Genomic DNA, 22717 nt, shown 5'->3' on the forward strand with positions numbered 1-22717 from the left:
GGCGTAGTTTGCGGAGATTCAATCGGCCTCCGATTGAAGGGGGCCCCCAGCCCTCTCCTTGAAGCCACTGAATATTACTCGGCTTTCGGCCCCTCAGAGAGTTTGAGCCCTCTGAGAGAAACGCCGAGAACGAGTTCGCGCAGGGCTTCATTCGGGGAGCTGAACGAAGGGCCCTACCAACCGGTAGGGCCCTTTTTGTTTAACAAGGGCCTCGCGATGACATCGCGGGGCCTTCGTGCTTAAGCTGCTGAATCCCAAGGGATTTTCCTCGCGGTGCTGAAGAGGGCGCTCTCGGCTCTCTACCCCGCAGAGTGAGATGGCCCCTCTTCTCCGCCGCCGCCTGGGCTCTCTGAAGCGCTCTTTCGCCCGTTTTGGGGAGAGAGCGCCCGAGAGTGGTTAACAGGTGCTGTTAACTTTTGGGGAGGCGGTTAACAACATTCCCCTGGAGACCCGCTCTTTCCGCTCTGATTTTTCTGGGAAGGCATCTTTCTCTGCTTTCTCGCCTCATCTCTTACCTGCTTTGCTGGTCCTCAAGGGTTCGGCGCAAGGCCAGCGGGGCCCGCGCTACCCCCCACTTAGAGTGAGGGCGGTCGCACCTGGCCGTTGATCCGCGCGGCGCCATTCCTCTCTAACGGCGCTCGCACGCCCTGTGAAACTTTCGGTTTGTCAGTCCAATCAGGTCCAGAGAGTGTCACCAGTGAGAGAGGTTGAAAGCGAACCGGGGCAGGCGCGCGGCGGCTAACTGCCTCGGTTAACAGCCTCAGCAACTCTTGAACTCCGTTCGGCCTCTAAGAGCGCCGCCTCAACTGTCGCGCGTACCTCGCCGGACTGGCAAACGAGTACAAGGCGATGCCTTGCCCTCGTCCATGCCACGTAGAGGTCGGTCGGCGTGAAGAACGCGCCGAACCCGCTGAGACCATAAACGACCACGACGTCTGCCTCGAGTCCCTTGAATGCGCGCGCTGTCGTCGCGAGAACGCCGGCGCCTCGCCTCCAGTCGACGGCGTCGTCGATAAGAGGGATCCCGTCCACCTCCGCGTGGCGAGCGAGCGAGCCCTTCGCGTGGGAGGCGACACCGATCAGCGCGAGTTGCTGCGGCTTGATGCCTTGCAGTAGCAGTTGCCGAACCTCGGAGAGCACCAACCCCGCCTCGGCCACCGCCGTCCCTGCTCTTCGAACGGCAGGCGCCTCTCCTGACGGCGAGCCGGGCAGCAGACGAATGTCGATGCCAGCGAGCGCTGCCCCGCTTCGGGCGATGGCCTTCGTGTTCCTGCAGTTCGTTGTAAGCCGGAAGCGGACCGGGAGCGAAACCGGTGGGAGCTTCGCCACGCCACGCAGGCTCTGCTTCATATCAAGGAAGACGTAAAGCCGACCTGCCTGTCCTATGCGCGATAAAGACTCAATCGTTACCCACCAGTCGGGAGCAAAATCCTGCGCTTCGTCGACGACGATCGCATCAAAGGCCTCTGCTTGCCCCCGCGCGCGCAGGACCTCAAGCGATTGCTCCATAATGAGCGGGACGTCTTCATCCCAAAATGCCTGTTCGCCGGTGCTTGGGACGTCGAAATCCACACGCGCTCGCTGCGCCAAACGGCGAGCACATGCGTGGAACGTCGAGATTTCCAACAGCGCGCCAGCACGGTGTGCCCTCGGGTCGTGCTTGGCTTGCTCCTGAAGCCATGCGCTAAGGTGGCGGTTGTAGCAGAGGAGCAAGACACGCTCACCACGGTCAGCGCGCGTCAACGCGAACTCGAGAGATAGGAGTGTCTTCCCAGAACCCGCCGTGCCCTCGACGAGTACGCGCTCATTCTCGAGGAGCCCCAACAGGGTCGCACGTTGGTCGAGCGTGATCTGGACGATGCGATGATACTCCGCGCTGACCTCCGCCCCTGCGCAGCGTATCAACCTCAGCTTCGGCATCAAGGCATCAAGAAGCTCTGTGAACTGGCTTGGAGTCAGGTGCGTTTCGCTCCGCGCCCATGCAGTGAACGCCTCCTCGATCCTCGCAGGGAGCGTCGAAAGGCCTGGTGCATCAACGAGGGTGTGAGGATCACTGTTGATTGGTAGTGTCCCCGAGAACCGAGCGTGCGGGAACACGACGACATCTCCATGAGCGAACATTCCGCGGTGGACGCGCTTGCGGGTGCGCTCCTCAATCGCATCGAGGAGCGCATAGCGACTCTTCCGAGCCTGGTCGAACGGGTCACGCAACTCCTTCCCGCCGCGAGACCACGTGCGTCCTGTCAGCTCCGGCTTGCCCCCCTTTACCTCAAGGACCAAGAGACCGCGCATCGGATGGAGGATGACGAAGTCCGCCTCGCCCTCACGGAGTGGCTCGCCCACAAGGTCACGCATGGGACGGAGCCAGGGGAACGAGTGGAGAACTACAAAGCCCGTCGGGAGACCTCGCAGCGCCTCATAGACGACTCGCTCCGAATCGTGGACGATGTCCGTCGGAATTATCTCGGGGATGAAGCGCGCCATTAGGGTGCCTCGTCGGCGTGGCACACGATCGCCGCAGCGAGCGTGACCTCGGTGCGTTCGAGTCGCTCGGGGCGGTACTCCCTTCCCGTGGCGCTGCCATACGAGACTTGCAGCCGCGACGGCGCCCCCTCATCACCCAGCAACGCCTTCACGTGCGCGACTGTCCATTCCGAACCAGTGGCCCCGAACTTTCCGCGCGGTCGAAGGACTACTATCCACGTGTCGGGACCGAGATCGCCAGGCGAAACAGGGCGGACGACGAGCCACCCGCCAGCACCAAATCCGATGTTCCTGAGACCAGGGCTGGGGACGCGCACGGCGAACGCGCCCGCAGCGAGGGCGACGTCGACTAGCACCCGAACCTTGCCGTGAGTCTTGTCATCGTCTGCTCTTCGCAAGTCCTTTATCGGGAGTTCGACGATACGCCCCGTCGCTGGAGTCGGAGCCGTAGGACGAGGCGCGGATGTGCTCGGCCTCGTGAGGCCCGTAGCGCGCTGGTATGCAGAGGGCAGATCGTGCTCCACGAGGTAGTCCGGCAAGATGACGCGCGGGGCATCGCCGGGAGCTACAGTCGGGTGCGTCATCTCAGCGGCATCGCTCGCGAGGAACGCGGGATAGATACCCACCGTCATTGAGCGTGGTCCTTCGCAGCGCAGGGCACCGCTCGGGTCCGCTACTGTGGTCCACCCCTCCATTTCGAGGAAGCGGGCGAGCGGACGCAGCTTTCGGATCTGCTCGGTCACAGATGCAAAGGGAGGGACCTCTCCCGCGCGGAAGTACCGCAGCAGTTGGTACGCGAGGCGACGGTCGAGGCGCCCGTGTAGAAAGCGATTGCCGTAGTGACGCAGGCACTTCGTGCACGAGCGCTCGCAGTTTCCCGGGCACACGCGGAGAAGTTCCTCCGTCCGGTCGAGGACCTGCTGCAGTTGTTCGCCAGCATCGGCCGCGTAGCCCGCGCCGCCAGCGGCGGTGTCGAAGAGGTAGAGTTCGGCTACTCCTTGGTCACCATCCACGAGCTTCGGCAACAAACGGAACCCTGCGGAGAGCTCACCCGGGTCGATGTCGAGATGAAGGCTGGCACCGAGCGCGAGCGCCTCAGCGAGCGTCGCGAGCGCGTCGTAGAGCCAGGGCTGCTTCGGCTGAAAGTCCAATGGCTGACGGAACGCGCCGCGCAGCAGAAGCAGGTCGGTTCGGAAGTCGTGCACTAAGAACAAACCGCGCCGCACCTCACCGTTGCAAGCTCGCCCTGCACCATCACGTTCGAGGATGTGCCTCGGAACAAGGAACGGACGCGCGTGAGAACCGTCCGGCTCATCGCCGTCAATCCACGCGCCGCCACAGCTCGCACACACACTGAAGCCTGCCGCATCCTTCCCTTTATTCGCCACGACCAACAGGACGTCTTCACCGTACGCGTGACTGAAGTTGACCCCGGGGCCATCCCTCCAGTCGAACTCGTCGCGACTGGCGATCTCGGGGAGTTGGGCTGACGAGGCGTAGGTGACGTCCTGCTCGCGGTCACCCTCGCGCAGCGCACGCCCCTCCTCTGGCGAAAACCCCGGCGGGTCCAGGTACTCGCGGACGAAGAGCGGCGTGCGACACACCGGGCATGGCGAGCCTTCGACCGTACGAGCCGACGCCCTCCCACCCTCGATCGAGATGTAGGAGCACTGCGGACAGCCTACGTAGCGGTTGAGCGGCTGCGCAAACAGCGCTGCCGCCGGAGTTGCAGACGGCGGCCCGTCGACGAAGACGCCGCCGACACGATAGGTCTGCTTGTTCACGACCAAGAGGCGCCCTGGCGCGTACTCGCTCAGCGCTTGCGCCTTCGCGAGTTGTGGCCGTTCGGCGACCTTGATCCGCCACTGTAGGGTGCTCTTGTCCCATTCCTGAATTACAAAGCTGCACAGGTCTGTCGGGAACGCATAGGACGGCAGGAGCCCGCGTTCGAAGCAGAGGTCCAGGAGCCCTCCAGTATCGTCGTCGTTCGCATCCTCTTCGCTGGGTACAGCCTCACCGCTCGACGCGCCGAGGCGCCCGTCGCGTAGCTGAGTGAGAGTGTGAAGCAGCGTGTCGGCAATCTCCCGTACGAACTTCCGCTTCTCGTCGGCCCCCTCAGTCTTGAAGATCGCCGCCGGGAGCCAGCCAGCTACCTCTTCGACGATGGCGCTCTTCGGGGTGAGCACCTCCCTCTTCATCCACTGCTCGAACTCCCCGAACGAGAACTCGGCCGTTCCTTCGAAGAACTCCTTTGCATCGCCGAACGCGCTCATGATGCCGGGTCGGTGTTTAGCGATCTCCGCTTGCGCCTCAGCCGAGAGCGAGTCCAGGCGCGAATGGAAGAAAGTCTGAAGCAGGTGCGAGTTGACATGCCGCCGCGCCAGGCGCGGGTTATCAGCCTTCAGGCGCGGCTCGCGCGGCGGCCCGCTGATGATTGCCTGTGGGTTGGCGAAGTAATGGGCATCATGCGCCCCCCCTTGCGCGAACATGAGAACGGACGAGACCGACGTACCTCTACGACCCGCGCGACCGGCACGCTGTTGATAATTTTCACGTTGGGGCGGAACCGTTCGAAGGCCGACGGCAGTCAGCGATCCGATATCGATGCCGACCTCCATCGTCGTCGTGCAGCTCAGAATGTCGACGGGTGGCTTATCGGGGCCGAGCGGGACGTCTTGGAAACGGAGTTCGAACTCCTCTGTGGTCGCGTAAACATCACCAGCGTCGCGCTGGGAGAGTTGGGCGGTGTGCTCTTCAGCCGTGATGTGCACCGGCCGCGCTCCTTTGAGGACCGCGCGTAGTGGCTCACGGAAGAAACCCTTCCGCGAACGCATGTACTCGTGCTCGGGTGGGCGCTTCTCAAGGCGCTTGTCCTGGCAGTTCCCGCAGACACCCAAGAACGGCTTCAACTGAAGGTGGCCGCAGACTGTGCACTGCAACCATTCTGCGTCGAGCGCGAGACACATCACGATGCTATCGGTCATGACGAGGCGACCGGAGTCGTCGCCAGCGGAGGCCTCCCGGGTGAAGACCTCGAAGAGTTCGTCTCGGAGTCGCTCAACATCGGCAGCACTGAGTCCGGTCCGCACACGGATAAGCTCAAAGAACTTCTTCAGCCCGTCAGCAGCACGGACAGGCTGGAAAAAGGGGAACTCGTCGAGGCGTGCGTCCTTCCCAAGGGCGGGATCAAACGCGTACATACGGAACATCTCACGGAGCCACGCGTTCGCGACCTCATCGATCATCGATGATGTGCCGACGCCGGTGAGCCGCTTCTGCAGTTTACGGAGAGTCGCAGGCGCCGCTTCAACCACCGCCGCGCAGGCTGCAACGAGCGAGTAGTAGGGGTCGCCTATTTGGCGGACCAGCGCAGTTCGGAAGCGTGTCGGCGGTGTAGGACGCCACTTATCTGCGAGGGCCGTATCAAGGTCGTCGAAGTCCTTACGGAACTGCCTGCACTCTTCGAGGAGTTTGTCCTGGTCGCGCCCGTCGAAGAAGTGGAGGTGGTGGCGCGCGCACACGGCGACGAACGCCGCATACATGGTCTCATCGAGGATCGCGGGCTGAGGCGTGGAAAGTTGCGCGAGCTCTTGGCAAGCGAGGACCAGCGCCTCGCGGAACGAGTCGCGCTCCACCTCTCGCGGTAGATCGCGCGCAAGTCGAGCAGCCTTCTGCCTACCGTCACTAAAAAGGAGCGCCTTGCGGCCTTCGTTCGGGTGTTGCTCGCTCGGCCCCTTGGTCGCAAGTTGCGAAACAAACTGCTCTCTCACGAGGTTGGCAAAAGGCTGCTCACCTTTAGTCGCGAGATCCATGATCTTCAGGGAGCCATTTGACTGCGTCGTTCGCGTGCAGGCAGGACACACGCTGAACGTCGTCGTGTTAGTGACCTTGACGGCTGCCACGTGAGCGCGGAAGCAGAGGCGCGTTCCACTAGTCGTCGCGCTCGCGGTGCCGAGAACGCGGCCAGTTTGGACGTCGAGCAACAGAGGTTCGACAGCGCCTCTCTGCTCCGGGTGAGGCTCTTCGAGGAACAGGTGCAGTTCATGAAGGGGCCTGCCGAACTCCGTCAGCTTCCCACCTCGTTCGTGCCAGAGGAAGTCCGCCGTCGCGCTCGTCGCGAACGCGCGTAGGTAGGCCGCGCCACAGTCGCGGTGAGTGAGCAGCTCAAATACGCGCCCACCGCACTCACACTGCGTGCGTGGCTGCGTGTACAGGCGACCCAGGAGCGTAGTCCCAGTTCCGTTACGACGCGCGGAGCAGTTCGGATTGATACACGAATAGAGCGGCGGCAACCCGCGAAAGAGCACATGGACGCGCGTTGGGAGGAGCGGCTGCTCGTTTCTCCCCGGCTCAGTGCGCCGCGCGAATGTGCCGAGCGCGAGGAGTCCGTCAGTTGCACGTTCTGCTTCGCCGAGCGAACTGCCAGGGAAGAGCATTTGGGCCAGCACTGCGAAGTCAGTCCCGTTTCCCGACGCGTGCTCCAAGAGCAACTCGAGCGGGCCAAAACCTGTGAGCGACCGACAAATGTACTGGCGTGTCGGCAGTGTCGCCGAGTCTCCCTTCTCCACGATCGTGGGAGGAGTCGCCCAGCCAAGGCGCGCTGCGACGCTGGCAAGTGACGCATTCGCCTCGTCGGGCGCGACCCCCGCAGCCGCTAGGGCAGCCGGGTTGACGGCCGCGAGCGCGCTCGCCTCATCGAGAGTGCCAGGCCGCGCCCCAGAGCGCTTCTCGCGCGTACCGCGAACGATCGCAAAGGACCTCTTGCCGGTTTCGCCGGTCAGGTCACGCGCGAACTTCTTCGCGGCCTCATCCGTTGCCGCACCTTGATCAGGGAGGCTGGCAGTCGTGAGGATGCAGCGCAAGCGATCACGACCAACACCGAGGCGAGAGAGGAGCCGGCGAATCAGAAGTCCGACCTCCGCGCCTCCAACACCACGGTACATGTGCGCCTCGTCGAGGATCAGGTGGAACTGGTTCCTCGGGTCGGCGGAGAGCCACGCGCGCGTCTGCTCGAACAGCGGCCGCTCGATGGGCCTGAGCAGCATGTACTCGAGCATCGAGTAGTTGGTGATGAGGAGGTCAGGAGCCTGCTCCTGCATCTCGTGCCGAGTGAGGAGTTCACGATCTCCAGGCTGTGTCAGGAAACGCGCGCCCCAGTGGTGGAGCGTATTCTCTCTCCCGGCGCGCTTTCCGCTCTTTACAATGGCCTTCTCCTCAAGAGCTCGAGCGTAGAATGCAACGACATCCTTGGCGGGCCAGCGTCCGCGTTCCTTGAGTTTGGCGACGAGGTCTCGCTCTTCTGGCTTCGTCGAAGTCTCAAGCTGTTCGTAGTACCCAACGAGCCTATCAAGGTGACGTTTGTCCTTCGCGCCCTTACGCATGCCTGGGTACGGCGTTCGGCTCGTGTACATACCGAACCGCGTGCGACGGCCCCAGCGCTCCTCCATCAGGCTTGCCAATCGCTCATCGCCGAGGAGCCGACGCAGACGCGCGGTCTGATCGCTGACGAGCGCGTTCATCGGGTACAAGAGCAAGGCGCGTACACCGTGGCGTGCGAACGACTCGCGGCGTTCTGTCCCCTCGAGCGCCAGGGCGCCGAGGATGGCGTAGAGGAACGTCTCCGTCTTACCGGAGCCAGTGCCCGTAGCGACTACGAGGTCATCGCTCTGCGCCCCCTTCGCGAAGAAGTGCTCGAGAGCATCGGCTTGATGGCGGTACGGAGGGTAGACACCAATCCCCCGCTTCCAACTGACCAACTCCTGCAAGAGCCCGGTGACTGGCTTGGGCGCGCTCAGGCCCGAGAAGCTCCCAGTTACTGCGTACGACGGCGTGACCTCGATGAACGGTCGCTGGGAGATTCCGCCCGGCTCCTCGAGGAGGATCCGCCGCTCTTCAATGATTGCGGAGTTCCGAATGTGGTACTGCGCCTCAAGGTATCTGCGCAAGCGCAGGTGAATTCGCTGCGCGATCTCGTTGACGCCAAGCTCGACCTGTTCGCTCATGCTCGATTCTCCAGCGTGATCCCGAGCTCTCGGAGCATGCCGAGCGCGAGTTCTTCATTCCGTACGAAGGTCCAGCGCCTCTCGAAGGGACGCTCATCTGGGATCGTCAGCGTTCCGCACGCGGCGAAGGTGCGTTGCTCAGCGCGCGGCAGCTCGCTCATAAACAACCACTCAGCGCGATCTCTGTGGAGGCGCCTCGCGCGGACGGGATTCTTCGCCGCGAGATCCAGCGCGTACATCAGGCGGCGCACGTCCACGCCTTGGAGGTCGCAGGCGCCGACGATGTGCGCGGCGCGCACGTCCACGAGGCGGTACTCTCGCGCGCCGTAGATCCGCATTCGGCGAGCGAGCATCGTCGTGGTCTTGGGGCCGGGGTTGTCGCTCCAGCGTCGAAACTGTGGGGTGCCAGGCTGGGCGCTCGACGGCGTATAGAACTCGAAGGACTCCGCGCTCGTCGGAGAGTAGGGCTGACGATCGAGCGACTCGAGCACCTCGCCAGCCCACTCTTGGAGCGGGAGGCTGGGGCGCCGGGACCATGACGCGAGGTCCTCTTTGGGCAACGCGGCGGCGAGTTCCGGCGCGGGCTTCGCGAGGTGCCGGTGCGGTCCGTGATACTCGAGCGCGTCGGGAAGGAGCGGCAGCAACGACGACGGGACGCCCCCGATGAGCAGTCGCCCCGAGCCAGCCAAGAACTCGACGAGGCGCGCGGTCGCTGGGCCCCAATAGCCGCCGGGCAGTTGCAACAGGTCGCCCGCATCTTCCAGATCTGTCAGCGCGGCGCGCAGCTCCGCCCGGAGCGTCTCCTCTCTCTCGGCCGCCCGCCCAGTGAGGAGTCGCAAGACCGGGAGGGCGCTGGAGAGGATGCGGTTGATGTGGACCCCGCCGCTCGGCGCGGCCATGCCCCATACGGTCGCGCGTAGGATCTCGAACTGGATCGAAGACGCCGGACATGAAGCCGGGAGGCCTAGCGCACGTCGTCCGAGGTCCGCCGCTCGTCGCGCGTCGCCGATCTCCTCGACGCCCATCAGCAGAGCCTCCGGCGAAGTCGCACCAGCGCCTTCGCGAGTTCGTCAGTGGCCTTCGCGGTGCTCAGCGCCTCGGCCTGCTCTTCGACGTCCAACGACGTGGCGATGTAGGGGAGGACCAAGCCTGAGAGCAACGCGTCGGCGATGCGCTGTTCGTCCTTCTGTATATCGTAGAGGCGCGTCAACGCTGCGCCCAACCGCTCCAGCGCCGGGCGCAGTTCGCTGCAATCAGGCCATGACTCGAGGAGCGAACCGACGATCTCCGTGGGCGGATCGCCCGGGGTGAGGAGTTCGCTCGACAACGCGAGCGCGCCAGAGGTCGACACGGCCTGCTTTTTCGCTGTGGTTGGTGCAGGGTACACGGCAGTCGCGTAGCTCCACATCTGCGAGCTGACAGGCACCGTCGTCGCGCCTGCTACCAGCGTGGCAGAGAGGCGAAGGCCACGCGCGGGCGCGAGCGGTGAGAGCCCAAGGTCCAGCATCTGGAGCAACGGCACGACGGAGCCCTCGATCGGCGAACGGTTCGCGCCCTCCAGGACGACGAGCGAAAGTCCTTCGATGTCCTTCGCGGCGCGCACAGCCTCCAAGAGGCCACCACCTGGCGGGTCGTCGAGATCGCGCGGTTGGAGTGCGCTCGGCGAAACGTGAATGACCATAAGGCGCCCACTGCAGGCGCCGTCCGCGTACGCAGTGAGCGCCGCGAGCGCGGCGGGGCCGAGGAGGACGGGCGTGAGCCCCGCCGCGATGGCGGCGTGGATTTGCAGCATCATTGACGGGTCAACACCTCGGGCGCGCGCCGCGCTCGTGAGCGCCCGTCGAAGCGCGACGACATCCTTGAGCGGTTCGCTGGGTGTGCGGTGCGCGACCGAGAACGGTGTTGGTTGGGCGGAGAGCTGCTTGGCGGGCGCCGCGCCCTCCGTCGCCGCAGACAGCTTGGAGGAGATGTCTCGGATCTCCTTCTCCAACTCCTCCTTCGTCCGTGAGAGCTTGGTGTTGAACGCGTCCGCGACCGTCGCGCGCGCGGCGTCCATCGCAGTCTTGAGCGCCGCCTTCGTGGACGCCTCGATGCGTTGGATTTCCGACGTCAGCGTCGATGTGGAGACGGTGTCCTTGGAGCCTCCCTCAAGCGCGTTCAGGCGCGCTCCTCCTCGCCGAACCTCGTCGGCGAGCGCCGCTACAGACGCCTCCAGCTTGTGCGCGGCATCGGTGAGTGTTTTTTGCGCGCTGCGCGTCTCGGCCTCGGCCTGCTCCGTCCGTTCGATCTGCTGCCTCAACGATGCAGCCTCAAGGGCGCGGGCCGCGACCGCCTTCTTCAACTCGCTGACCGCAGTGGTGGCGGTCGCAAGTTGACGTCTCTGGAGGGCGTCCTCATCGGGCTTCATCCAGTCATCGATCGAGGTTTCGAAGTCTGGAGTGCGCTCGATTCCCCACAGTTCGTAAAATCGAAGCACGTCGTCTTTGGAGACTTCGTACTCCGTCGCTCGACTACACGTCAGCTTAAGCGCCTCCGTGACGCTGAGCGTATCGGGAGCAGGGACTTCTGACAGCAAGGTGTTGAGCGTCGCCAGCTCTGCTTGCAGGTAGAGGATGGCGGCTTGTCTATAGATGATCCACGCGTTCTGCTTCTTAGGTCCTTTGCCCAGCCAGTCGATAAGTTTCTCGACGGCTCGTTTTCGATAGAAGGGCGTACCTGGACGAGTGCCCTTGATGGACACATGCTTCTCGAAGCCGTCGAGGAACTTGTGTGTTCTCGTCGCGTAGCTGCGGAACACTTGCGCGGGCAGGCCGTCTTTGGACGCCACTGCCTGTGAAATTCGAGTCTCCTGATCTTCTGGGAACTTCCGCTCCGAGAAGAAGTCTCCAAGCGTTCTCAACGCTTACCTCCAGCTTCATAGCGCCGACGGGAAGCCAGTCGACCGCGAACGAGCGCGGGGCCCCCGACGCGTCGCACCGTGAGTGACGTCGAAGCGCGCGGATGCTCGAGGAGCGTCGTCGCCGTGTACTGTTCTGGCGACGTGGCTAGGCTGGAGACGTGGTCGAACCAACCCATCCTATCGCGCGCGGTCGCACGGCTAGCCCCCTCGCTCGAGACACGCGCTGGGGTCAGTTCGACTCGCCCGAAATTGTCGGCGTCCAGTTCGATGCGCGAGGCTGCGGGGAGCGCCTCCGCGATGACCCTCTCCGCGTTGCGACGATCGAGACCTCGAGCCGTCCGACGCTTCCCGCTCTCCCATATCGTCACGCATGCACGGGCGCTCTCCGAGCCTAGGTCAACGCGCACCTCTGGCAGAGAGGGTTGGATCGGAACCTTCTTCGATGAGTCCTTCCACGCCTCGATGAGCACATCGCCGAGCCAGATCCTCACGCGTGGCGTCTTCAGCAACTGCTCGAAGAGCACCTCGCGAGGTGGGCGTGCGACGAAGACGACATCGAGCTCAGCGCTACGCTCGGCAGCGACCGTGAGGTTCGCCGGCCCGACCTGCGGCGAGGTGATCGCTACGATGGCGCCCCGCAGCTCGCTCGCCGTTACGCCGACGCTGCTCGCGCTTGCGCTCGCGTCGCTTCTTAGCGAAACGGTCGCCGACTCGCGACGTCGAGGAGACGCGAGCACGACCAGCGGCGCATCGGTGACCCAGAAGCTTGGCGCGCCATTCTCGTCCAACGCGCGGGGAGGCGTCGCGAGGTCGATGCTCCACGGCCTCGGGATGACCGTGTGGCCGAGTCGGTGCAGCCAGTCGAGCACGTTCGCGTCGGGCTCGGTCGGGAGTTGAACCTCCCAATAGGTCCAGCAGGAGTCGCCACCGACGACCACCCGTGTACGGAACTCCGCGGTGATCGGGGCTTGCGGGCGCGAAACGCCGAGCACGACGAGTCCTTCACCTTCGTGTACACCTGCGCCGTTGCGGAGCCTCGTCCACTCTCCGCGACGGAGGCGGAACAACGCGCCCTTGGCTTCGAGCCCTCGGGACTCAAGGAGCCACCGCTCCTTGGCAACCAAGGCCGGCCACGAGCCAGCCGGTTGCGTTCGAAACGCCTGAAGGCTCGGCACTACGTCAACGCGCGCTGCCCCTACGCCAGGGCGCAGATCCAGCGCGCTGACTCGAAGCGGTTGGTCGTGCCCCGCGTAGATGTCCACGAACGCAGACCGCAGTTCTCCGAGCGACGTTTCCCCCAACTCATCGTTTGGAATCTCCGGCAGGCGGAGTCCCAAGCCCCAGCGCCCATCGAGTTGGGTGAGCACTAAGCCTAATTCCGACGGGTCGTCCTCGACTTCAGAGAAAGACCGCGCGACGCTATCACCACCGCCTCCAATGCTGGGGAAGTACTCGTCGCATGCAGGCGTGCCTTCGCCAGCGCGGTGGGCAAAGTGCGCTCGTCGGTTGCCGCCGTCACGAAGAGAGACGCGACCACCGCAGCCAGGGCAAGGGCACTCGTAGAGTCGCCCCGGCTTGGCATCTTCAGCCACGATGGTTTTTCCACTGCGTAGGTCCCTTGCGTAGTCCACGCTTCCCCAGTCGCGTCAGAAATCCTTGAACTACCCATCATCGTCAGCGCCAATAGTTCCAGTTCGGCGCTAAGCCAGAAAGCCCCGCCGGCATCGTATTCCAAGATGCCATAGCAGTGAAATCAGGACGAGGTACGTTCGGGGGCTACTGGCTCGCAGGCAGCGCAGGTCTTGCGGGACACCGGCGTCGAACAGCGCTTGGGCAGGTAGCGCACGGGATCGGGGCGAGGTGCATGCAGTCAGCCTCGGCCGCCCGGCGGTTGGCGATGCTCATAAACAGGTACATCGCCTGCTGGACCAAGCGCGGATTGTAGGACTGAAGGTCGCTGTCGAACTCCGTCAGGTCGATGCCCCGCGCGAGGTCGCGGACAAAGTCGCGGCGGGCATCATAAGTCCCAGTCCCCTTGTACCCGATTGACGCAAGGAAGAGGTCGACGTTGCTGTCGATGACGACGTAGTAGCTCCAGTCGATGCCTTGTGACCACGGGGCGAGCCCTCGGGAGAGGTCCGGGTTCGTGACCATGGAGAGGAACATGCTCGCGATCTTCTGGCTTACTCGCCAGGCCCGCGAGAGTTCACTTTCAAGTGCCTGCGCGCGCGCCAGCGGGTCTCGCTCTCGTTCCAGCACCAGCCGGTGCAAACTGGCGAGGTCTTGGGCGCCGGACTCTCTGACCATCAAGGCAATCGACGTAGGGACCTTCCCGAAGTGACCATAGCGCTTAAGGAGGACAGTGTGCCGCTTGAGGTGGCAGCCCACCCCCGGGTTCGCATTGCAACACCCCATGCGCGTCGTCGGGTCCTTGTCGAGATCACACGCCTCCGCGAGGGACTGCGTCGAACGCATGTGCGCGCAGTTGCCTTCGTCGACCAGTGCCAGGAGCCTCGTCGCATCGGAGATCTCGGCCGCGTCTGATGCCCCCATCCCCTGCAAGATTCGGAGGATCTGGACATCCTGTCGGCGCTGAAACATTGCAGTCGCGACGAGGAGGCGAAAGAGCGCTCGCCCCTCCCCCGCGCGCAATGCGTGACGTTCGACGGAGAACGAGCCGACGCGCGAGGGCTCGCAGAACATCTCGACCACACCAGGGTCAGAAGGCCGCCGGAAATGCTGCTCGAGGTACCACCGCACCACCGCCTTCGTCGCAGCGACTTGAGTTGCGCGGGGCCGCGCGGGCTTCTTGGGACTCATGAATGGTCGGTGAACCTAGCCTGCTGTGTCGACGCGCGTTGATGCGGCACGCGAGCGCCGTGGGTGACCGGATGCACCCGCGTGTGACGCGCGACCTCCTTGAGCACCTGGTCGGAGGTAATTCGGTGCCTGAGCCATCGCTCCCGCCACCACGCACCGAGCGCGGCAGTAGAGGCGGCCGCGTCTGCGGGGATGATATAGTCCGGCTGCTTAGCGAGGCCGATGAGGTAGTCAGCGAGGTTCCTGACCAAGCTCACCGCGTAGACGATTCGAGGGCGGTGGTGATGCAGGAGCATTCCAGCGGGCAGGCGCAGCAACTCGAGTGCCTGCCTCACCTTACGCAGTTTGGGGCTGGCGCCCTCCCCGAAGATACTGTTCACACGCTGCGCGTCAGACTGCTGCACGAGATCAACGAGCGCATCGACGGTCTCCTCAGAGTAGTGTGACGTGCCGAATGCCTCGGAGCGTCCCAACTCCTCATAGCGAATGACGTCCTTGTCGGCTCCGCCGAGGCGGTGGGCGGGAACCTTGATGCGGTTGTACTGGCTCGACCCGACGCCGTAGAGCGACGTTGTGCCGAGGAGCACCAACTTCGACGCGCGGACAATGGGCCGCCCCGCGACGGAGGACGCGATCTCGCTCTTCGCGCCCGCATACCGACGACGGTACTGGTGCACCACCTCCGGGCTCGCCGCCAACATCGCAGTGAGCTTGCCGCCGAGCAGCGCGTTGTAGGGCTGTACAGCACCGCACACGGAGATGTCCGCGACCGCGATGCCGACGCGGTCGGCCTTCGCCTTCTTAAGTACCCTGCGGATCGCGTCGCTGCCGTAGCCCGTCGCGGTCAGCGCAGCGAGCTTCTCAGCCGTCGGCTTGCCCTGGAATGCCTCGTTCACGACCGCGCGTACGCGCAGGAACGTCGCGAGCGCGAGCGCGCGCTTGCTACGGAACAGGTGTGTTCGGGCCTGCGCGACCCAGTGCTCGTCCTCCGAGAGGTCGGCGCGGCTTCGTTTGAGGTCCCGAGTGCGCGCGTAGCGGTGATGTAGCCGACGTTGCTCTGCGCCCTCCTTGAGGAGCCGGTCGAGCGCGGCCTCGGACGGGGTGGCGAGGTCACGCGTTGAGAGGACTTTGTCCTCGATCAGATCCGCGACGTAGATCTCATCGATGGCCGCATCGAGGGTGTCCACAAGCCATTTAGCGAGTTCTCGCGTCGGCTCTCTGCGTACGCGCTCGAGGAAGGTGTCGGGGTGCCACCCGATCCACAAGTCCCGCTCACGTATTTGCATGATTGGGCTGCTCAGTGCGCCGATTCCCATCACCGGATGGTTAGCGGCAGCACGGTCGCGGACCAGGAACAGCATCGTCCGTCCGGGCACGCTAGTGTGCTGGTTCGTCCACGTGTGGCGGAAGTAACGCCAGACGTCCATGAGGCGCAGTCCGGTGTACGCGCACGTGGCCGCCTCCTCGGTGACAAACTGAAGGTATGGATCGATCAGGTTGCAGAGCGCATCGGCCCACCCGTTATTGAGGTGCGTGCGCGCCTCTCGAAGTCCCTCCGCAAGTTCACGTCCGTCCCGCATGAGCGAATAGATCGAGACGTACTCCCCGTTGTGGAGCCGTTGTCGCTCCATCGAGTCCAGGAAGCGCTGAACCGACGACTGCCGGAGCTGCGCGTTGCGCTTGACCAACTCCTGTCGGCGGATGCGCGCCTTCTCGGCGGCCCTATCGGCGACTGGCTCCGGCGGCCTGATCTCGACGCGCTCCCCGCGCACTCGAATGCTCCACCCTTGCGTCGCGAGGTCACACACCACGAGCCCGGCCGCCAGCAGCGCCTGCCGGTCAGCGCGTCGCGACGCCTTCACCTCCGTGACGAACTCGGCACGAACCTTATCGAGGGCCTCGTCGGCGCGCTCATCCCTGCGCACCTTCGCGAGCGCACGTGAGTGCTCCACGAATGCATCTCGCGACGCCTTGCTAGGAAGCGCCGGCTCAAGCGAGGTCCAGGGCATATCGGGCGCGTTGGTCATTTGTCGTTCAGGAACGCGGCCAGGGTGTTACTCCAATCGAGCCGATGTTTCGAGAGCGCGGGAGCCTTGCCACACGTGGCCGCCTCACTTCGCGCTGCCGCGAGGAGGAGCAGTTCAAGCTTCGCGCGGAGCTGTGGATCGCGCGGAGTATCCCCCTCGGACAGAGGTTTGTAGATCTCTCGATAAAAGGGGTGGTCAGGGTTGAGAACAAGGACGAGCCGATCCCCGTCGTGCGCGAGGGTGAAGAACGACGTGTCCTTCACGGCGTGCTCGACAATGCTGTACCTGTCCTTCTCATCGGTGCGCTCGCGCAATTCCGGGTGGCTCGCTGCCAACTCCCGCATCAAGGCCTTGGCCGTAGGATCGGCGCTGCGAGGCAGCGGACGGAGAAGGTGGTCACGCTCATTGGCGATACGCTCCGCCATGGAGAAGCGCTCGCTCGCCTTCACTGCCATGTGCGCCTTGCGTGCGCGGCCGCTGAGCGCGCGCGCGGTCGCCTCCAAGTCCGGCGTGAGCGCCTCTATGAGGTGCGCCTGCGGCCGAGCCTGCTGCTTGGTGTGAGTGATGCCGAACGCCTCATCGAGGATGGGATCGAACTGGATCTCGCAGCGCCACCAGTCGTCGTAATTCTCGCGGTGCTTGCTCCCCATGAAGAACCAGCCGTAGTCCACCTCGCGACCGCCACGCACGATAGAGACGCCAGCACCCTTAGACAGCCCAATACGACGCTTCTCCTCGTTGGAGAGTTTGTGCCACGCGTGGACGGGAAGTTCCGTGAACCGGACCCGCACCCACCCCGTCTTCCGTGAATCGACCGGATCGGCCCGGACCTCAAATCGCATCTCCTCTCCGAAGAGTTGCGCGCCCGAAATCTCAGCGGCCGGGTTGAGGTAGAGTGGGTCGAACGCCTCCAGCGTATCCCCGTTGACCGTGATTTGGAGGCCCTTCCAAATGAAGTGCCGAAACCGCCGCCCGAGTTCCACCTCTAGCTTTCGCACGATCGTTGAAACACGCCGGTTGTCGAGCCTGTCACACTGTGACCAGCAAACGAGGGTGCCGGAATTCCCGGTGCACGAGGACGACGGCGCCTTCACGATTTCGGGCGCAGGGACCTCCACCATCTCGCCGCGTACGATCTCGTCGACGTCCAGATAGGACGAGTACACACATGGAGGCACAAGACGTCCGCGTGGCGCGCTGCTCTTGGCGTTCGTCGCGCCAGACTGCCACGTGAAGACGGTGACCCGACGCGCTTGACTCAGCGATGCGTTCGGAAGTCCCATGCCGTACCGCCCGAGCCCTTGACGATCCCCGAAGCGAGTGCTGCCGCCGAAGCGAAGCGCTTGGCGCAACGTCGTTGGATCCATCCCGCAGCCGTTATCGAGCACGGAGATCTCGATCGCCTTCTCCTCGTCGTCGCCGGTTTTGGCCTCGACGCAGAGCGCGATGCGCGTCGCACCCGCCTGGATCGAGTTGTCGACGAGTTCCGAGATGGCGCTGGCGGTGCCCTTGTAGCCCGAGTCCCGCGTCGCTTGGATAAACCTATCCAGCGCGATGATCGAGCAGTCCTCGCGTCTCGTCTCGTGTGCTGCCCTCGTCATAGCGCCACTCGCTGCCCCGACACCATCAGTGGCTTCATGCGCCCCCCTTCGTCACGGCAATTGGGGCGCCGCCTTGTCGACGAAGCGGGGGCGAGTCCGCAGGCTCAAGACGGTTCGAATACTCGCGAATGGTATCCACCTCCGCGCGAGTGAAGACGATCGCCTTGTTCCGGTAGCGCAGCCCCTGAGGAATGACCCTAGCCCTTCGCCACCGCCACAGCGTCTGCCGAACGACGCCGACATCCCGGTGGATGTCTGTCGCGGTGAAGTACTCGACGCCTTCGATCTCGATCGGCATCAAACTGCTCGGATGTACAGGTTGCACGTCGTAACCATACGTCTCGCTCGTCTCTATTGGGTGCAGACACTATCGCTCATCGTCGCGGAACATCAAGTATGGTCACGCAGTGTCACGCCACAAAACTCCTGGAGTTTCAGGCGACTAGCGGAGATCCCCCACGCCCGTTGACCCGCTCACGTCCCGACGCGGGCCGCAACTGGGCGCACAGTCCTTGCCTCGGCGCCGTCGGCAGCCTCAATCGCCTACACGTGTGACGACGTCCGCCTGCCCGTCCGCGCGCTGCACCTGGTGGTGCCGCCCGACGCCGGGCTTAGAGCTGCCCGATAGCGACCAAGTCCGCTGGACGGCGACCGACCTCCTCATCGTCGAAGAATCAGAGCCACGCGTCTGGCGCCTATGCCTCGAGGCACCCACTGGAGAGGGACGCTCTGCGCACATGGTGACGATGGCGCTCCCGCCAAGGACAGCTCTCGATGCAGCCGTGGCACAGCACGCGGAGAAGGCTGCCCACGGCGCTGACTGGCGCCCGCTGTGGACATGCGCCCTTGGGGCGGTGCTGTCCCTGACGCCACCCGCCTCACGGGCCTAAGCTCGTGGACACAGGAATAGGAGGCTCAAGTGCCGAGCGACAAGGATCCTGGCGACTGGAAGCGAATGTTGGACAAGTTGGGTCAGCGCGACGGGGAAAACCAGGGGAAGGTGGTGGTTCCGGAGCAGGTCGACTGGGAGACGCGCCTGCCCCATGAGTCCGCCACCATGGGTACCGAGATATTCGCATTCGATGGGGAGCGACAGTTGGGCCATGCCTACTTGAGCGACAGGGCCGCGGGAGTCGCGTGGATTGAACTCCTCTACGTGATTCCACCTGCCCGCCGACAGGGGCTCGGGGCCAAAATTCTGCGTTCCGTGGAGTCCTACTGCTCCGCGCATGGAGTCCGGGAGATTCAGGGCGAGGTGTCTATCAACGACTACACGGTGACAGAGGAGGAGGTCGAGGAGACTGCCGCGTGGTTTGAAGAGCGAGGGTTCACTCGTCGCAAGGACGGCGTGGCGCACTGGTTCATCTCTAAAGCGGTTCAATAGGCCCGCAGGCATGGTTGCTGGCCTCAAAGGTCCGCGAGTACCCTGATGCGGAAGGAAGGAAGGAGCCACCAAGCGCCCCGCGACGCGCGTCCTGGCTCGCCCCCCGTGCCCCTCCCAGCCGCCGCCGCAGTCAGGGCCGGTACCGCTCCGCCTCCTTGAAGAACTGGGTGAGCGAGTAGTCCAGCAGCGACTGGCGAGACTGCATGTACCGGCGGGCACGGAGGAAGGGCAGCCAGAGACGCTTCCCAACGCGCACCTGGGACTCCTCCATCTTCGCCCGCAGCACCCACGTCCCTCCCAACCGCCGCACCAGCACGTCCCCCAAATAGGCGCCTAATGCCGGTATCGTGTGTCCGTCGAGGACGTCGCGCGTGCAACGCTCGGGGAAGTGGGTCTTCCAGAAGTGGAAGTCGAGGTCCGACAGAGACTCAGGCGTCTCCTTCATGATGGAGGGCACATCCGTGTGAAGCACAGCCACGAGACCTTCGGACAAGTCTCCGTAGGATTCGAGGACACGCGCCGGATTCGCCACGTCCGAGGGATGGGCGACAGGAAGCCACTCTTCCGGCACAGGAGGCCGGAAGGCGTTGAGCTCGGCAATCTTCCGTTGCCGCTCGCTGATTGCGAACTCGTCCGTCAGCCGAGAGAGGAATGGCGCCACGTCAGGGTGGAAGCGTGGCTCGACGGGTACGAGCGCGGCGCTGCGCTCCCGCAGCGTGCGCAGCACCGTTTCGAAGTCGAGGTCCGGCCGCAGGTGAACATGGGCGCGGGCCTGCGCCACGCGCGCCTCATCGCTGGCGAACTCGGCAGCAGTCGGCCATAGCACCAGGAGGACAGAGCCGTTGGGAAGCTCCTCCACGAGGTACGCTGGCGTCGAGAGCATCCGTTCTCTTCCCACCGATTCGACCAGTTTGGGACCGAAGACGTTGAGCCAGAACAACTCATAGATCTTGTCGAACCCGTCCCGCTTCCATGTCGCATCGTCACGACCGAAGGCGGGAGAATCCGTGAGCTGCCGGTCAGCCGAACTGTGCGCAAAAGCATGATGCGAAGGATAGTGCCTCGCCCAAGTGCGTGCGACAGACACAAGTCCCCGGCACGAATCCTCCCCTGAGAAGAATGAGATGGGCTGCACGTCTACATCGACGCTTACTTCAGGTTCCATATGCGAAGGCCTAAGCCGGAGCACCATCGAGACACCCGGGGAGCCGTAATGGAACAAGCCGATAATTGTGCCATAGTCCGCGCGCCGTTCCTCTAGCGCACGCCATACAGCATCCCGGGAGTATTTTCGCTTCCGGCTCGCATTAACGACCGTAGGCATCCATCCATCTGCATGCTGCTCAAGAGCATCAAGGAATGGAGCCAATCCGCGCTTCTCTCCATTGCTCGGGTCGAAAGCCCCGGCAAACCTGAAGTGTAGACAATCCACCTTATTTAGTTCATGCAACGATAGCCTTGAGGCTTTCATTCGAACACGACCTCCACGCCCGTGAACAACTGCTCAGCAGCGCGCGCCACATCTTTCAGCGAGTTGGGATTTTCGGGTAGGAGCCTCTCACTCTCGTAGACTAGACGAACTCGCTTCACCTGCGCCTGTTGCCGCATGCCATCCCGAACAATCTTCAGTGACCCACCGTAGAACTTCATCGCGTTGCTCGCATCCGTATTCACCCGCACCTCCAACTCGTCCTTCTTCAGGAAGCGGAGGTCTCGACTCTTGAAGCTGAATGTCTCCACCCGAGGCGGCTGCCCCGGTGGCGAGCGCGCCTCGATGACGAGGACGTCGGCGTACCGGAGGTCCACCTTCGACACGCCCACGTGCGTCTCGATGCGCGGCTGCTCGAAGTCGCCGAGCCAGCGCCGCTGTGCGCGGGGCAACGCCGCGTCCTCCTTCAGGATGGCGATCATGGTCCTCTCGAAGGCCATGCCCCGAGCATAGTAGGCGCGCATCGCCTCGTAGCCCTCCCACTTCAGGGGGCCCTTGACGGCCTCACCGTCCCGAATCTCCTTCAGGCGCCTCTTTCGGTAGGCGACGTACTCCTGCCAGAGCGGCGCCCCCTTATCGACTCCCGGCGGCGGCTCGTTCAGCTTGGGCGCCATCTCATTCAGCAGCTTCACGTCCTTCGGGAAACGGGGGCCCGAGGACTCCAACTCCGCCAGGACCAGCTTCGCCTTCGCGGCCTCCGCAGCGCCTACCCTGGCGTCCTGGGCGAAGAGGTCCAGGTTGTCGAATTGCTGCCTTCTCGCCGAAGACCGGGCGGGCTCGCGATTCGCCCCTCCGCTCGTCGTTGCAGCCTTGGAGGACTCGCGGCTGGCCGCCTGCGCCTCCCCAGCGGACACCTCGGCGTTCTGCTCGAAGAGGTCCAGGTTGACGGGCCGCTTCCCCGCGGAGCCCCTGCTGGCCACGGCTTGGGCGGACTCGCGGCTCGCCACCTCCATCAGTACCGCCTGCGCCTTCGCAGGGTTTCCGCGCGCCTCGTACAGCGCCAGCAGTCCCGCCTCCCCCCACTCGGCGGCCACCAGCGCGCCCTCGCGGCTCGCCTGGAGGTAGCGCAGCAGGTCGCGCGCGGCGGTGATGCCGAGCTGCTCCTCCAGGCGCGCCATCAGCGCCTTCATGCCGGCCACGTCGAGCGCCGGCATCTGGAGGCGCCGCAGCCCACCGCGCGACTCCAACAGGGCCCGGGCGCCCTTGCCCCCGGCGTACACCGCCACCGCCAGCGCGGCCGGCGCCAGCTCGCGCGTGGCCTGCTCGTACTTGCCCTGCGCCAGCGAGTACGCCCCGTGCCCCGTCCCCACGGCCAGGTGGTAGAAGCCCACCGGCACGCCGAAGGTCAGGTGGTCGAAGGCTCCCGCCGAGGTGCTTCCCGGCGAGTAGTGCCTCTCCATCAGGGCCTTCTCCACTTCGTCGATGGCTGCTTGGTAGGGCGACGGCAGTTGCCCACGCATGGCCATGAGCTCCGTGTACCGGGCCTCACCGCTCACCAAGGTGCTGGAGAGCATGTCCCGGCCCGCGCGCCCCAACCCGCGCAGCACGTCGCCGGCCTTCTCCCCCCGCTCCGGGATGCCTTCCAGCTCCAGGCCCCGCCGCTTCAGCTCCTCGCGGACAGCGGCCATGGCGCCCAGCGTGTCCCCCAACTGCTTGTCGCGAGCCAGTCGCTGCACCACCTCACGCAACTCGTCGTCGAATGCCGAATGCAGAACGAAGAGGGCGAACACCTCGGCATACGGCACGCCGTACTTCTCCACGGACGTGACGATGAATTCCGCGCGCTGGCGACTGAGGGCTTCCGAGGCGTCGTCGTCCATCGGCCCCAGGGCGCCCAGGAGGACTGCATCCCAGGGCGTGAGTGACTGCACCAGCACGGCCATGTCCACCCCGCGCTGCATGGCCACGAACTCTGCGGGCGAGGCACACGCCAGGAAGGGCGCCAGCACATCCCGGCTGTAGGCCAGGCGGGGCCAGCCCGAGGGCAAGGCCTTGCCGCCACATACGAAGG

12 protein-coding genes are annotated in these 22717 nt (G+C 64.4%); 1 reads left to right on the forward strand and 11 read right to left on the reverse strand.

The genetic code is table 11. The features are described 5' to 3' along the window. Window positions 1-738 precede the first annotated feature (738 nt). From FMP39_RS30490 to FMP39_RS30530, 9 genes are all read right to left on the reverse strand, one after another. Window positions 739-2484 (reverse strand): nuclease-related domain-containing DEAD/DEAH box helicase, encoded by a 1746-nt coding sequence (locus tag FMP39_RS30490; RefSeq protein WP_141593604.1) that lies wholly within the window; start codon window positions 2482-2484, stop codon window positions 739-741. Beyond that, window positions 2484-8486, reverse strand: a complete 6003-nt coding sequence (locus FMP39_RS30495) for a DEAD/DEAH box helicase (protein ID WP_141593605.1) — start codon at window positions 8484-8486, stop codon at window positions 2484-2486. The genes FMP39_RS30490 and FMP39_RS30495 overlap by 1 nt, the downstream gene beginning before the upstream one ends. Beyond that, window positions 8483-9511 (reverse strand): hypothetical protein, encoded by a 1029-nt coding sequence (locus FMP39_RS30500; protein ID WP_141593606.1) that lies wholly within the window; start codon window positions 9509-9511, stop codon window positions 8483-8485. Before FMP39_RS30500 ends, FMP39_RS30495 begins: the two co-directional genes overlap by 4 nt. Next, a complete protein-coding gene (locus FMP39_RS30505) occupies window positions 9511-11385 on the reverse strand; it encodes a hypothetical protein (protein WP_141593607.1) in 1875 nt (624 codons plus the stop codon). The genes FMP39_RS30500 and FMP39_RS30505 overlap by 1 nt, the downstream gene beginning before the upstream one ends. After that, a complete protein-coding gene (locus FMP39_RS30510; protein WP_141593608.1) occupies window positions 11382-12509 on the reverse strand; it encodes a hypothetical protein in 1128 nt (375 codons plus the stop codon). The genes FMP39_RS30505 and FMP39_RS30510 overlap by 4 nt, the downstream gene beginning before the upstream one ends. A 652-nt stretch (window positions 12510-13161) precedes the next feature. Then, the gene (locus FMP39_RS30515; protein ID WP_141593609.1) at window positions 13162-14205 is read right to left on the reverse strand and encodes a hypothetical protein; all 1044 of its coding nucleotides are present in this window, start codon (window positions 14203-14205) and stop codon (window positions 13162-13164) included. Next, complete coding sequence (locus FMP39_RS30520; RefSeq protein ID WP_141593610.1) at window positions 14202-16232, reverse strand: Druantia anti-phage system protein DruA; 2031 nt, start codon at window positions 16230-16232, stop codon at window positions 14202-14204. The genes FMP39_RS30515 and FMP39_RS30520 overlap by 4 nt, the downstream gene beginning before the upstream one ends. Next, window positions 16229-17833 carry an ATP-binding protein gene (locus tag FMP39_RS30525; RefSeq protein WP_141593611.1) on the reverse strand — a complete coding sequence of 535 codons (1605 nt, stop codon included), beginning with the start codon at window positions 17831-17833 and terminating at the stop codon, window positions 16229-16231. Before FMP39_RS30525 ends, FMP39_RS30520 begins: the two co-directional genes overlap by 4 nt. Window positions 17834-17867: 34 nt before the next feature. Next, window positions 17868-18131, reverse strand: a complete 264-nt coding sequence (locus FMP39_RS30530) for a hypothetical protein (RefSeq protein WP_141593612.1) — start codon at window positions 18129-18131, stop codon at window positions 17868-17870. A 621-nt stretch (window positions 18132-18752) separates the two neighbouring features. On the opposite strand from FMP39_RS30530, the gene FMP39_RS30535 reads away from it, so the two are divergent. Then, the gene (locus FMP39_RS30535) at window positions 18753-19217 is read left to right on the forward strand and encodes a GNAT family N-acetyltransferase (protein ID WP_141593613.1); all 465 of its coding nucleotides are present in this window, start codon (window positions 18753-18755) and stop codon (window positions 19215-19217) included. A 130-nt stretch (window positions 19218-19347) separates the two neighbouring features. Here FMP39_RS30535 and FMP39_RS30540 read toward each other — a convergent pair whose 3' ends face one another. Together FMP39_RS30540 and FMP39_RS30545 are read right to left on the reverse strand one after the other, a co-directional pair. Beyond that, window positions 19348-20688, reverse strand: coding sequence for a hypothetical protein (locus FMP39_RS30540; RefSeq protein ID WP_141593614.1), 1341 nt, complete (start codon window positions 20686-20688; stop codon window positions 19348-19350). Then, window positions 20685-22717: hypothetical protein (locus FMP39_RS30545; RefSeq protein WP_228558473.1), on the reverse strand; the 2033-nt coding region annotated here is incomplete at its 5' end. The genes FMP39_RS30540 and FMP39_RS30545, both read right to left, overlap by 4 nt.

The organism is Myxococcus sp. AB056, assembly GCF_006547365.1.
GTDB lineage: Bacteria > Myxococcota > Myxococcia > Myxococcales > Myxococcaceae > Myxococcus > Myxococcus virescens.

Bases quoted from the DNA above. Each gene is read 5' to 3' on its own strand.
- FMP39_RS30495 (WP_141593605.1), bottom strand. From the start codon at position 8,486: ATGAGCGAACAGGTCGAGCTTGGCGTCAACGAGATCGCGCAGCGAATT.
- FMP39_RS30530 (WP_141593612.1), bottom strand. From the start codon at position 18,131: ATGCCGATCGAGATCGAAGGCGTCGAGTACTTCACCGCGACAGACATC.
- FMP39_RS30520 (WP_141593610.1), bottom strand. From the start codon at position 16,232: ATGACCAACGCGCCCGATATGCCCTGGACCTCGCTTGAGCCGGCGCTT.
- FMP39_RS30540 (WP_141593614.1), bottom strand. From the start codon at position 20,688: ATGAAAGCCTCAAGGCTATCGTTGCATGAACTAAATAAGGTGGATTGT.
- FMP39_RS30515 (WP_141593609.1), bottom strand. From the start codon at position 14,205: ATGAGTCCCAAGAAGCCCGCGCGGCCCCGCGCAACTCAAGTCGCTGCG.
- FMP39_RS30525 (WP_141593611.1), bottom strand. From the start codon at position 17,833: ATGACGAGGGCAGCACACGAGACGAGACGCGAGGACTGCTCGATCATC.
- FMP39_RS30500 (WP_141593606.1), bottom strand. From the start codon at position 9,511: ATGGGCGTCGAGGAGATCGGCGACGCGCGACGAGCGGCGGACCTCGGA.
- FMP39_RS30490 (WP_141593604.1), bottom strand. From the start codon at position 2,484: ATGGCGCGCTTCATCCCCGAGATAATTCCGACGGACATCGTCCACGAT.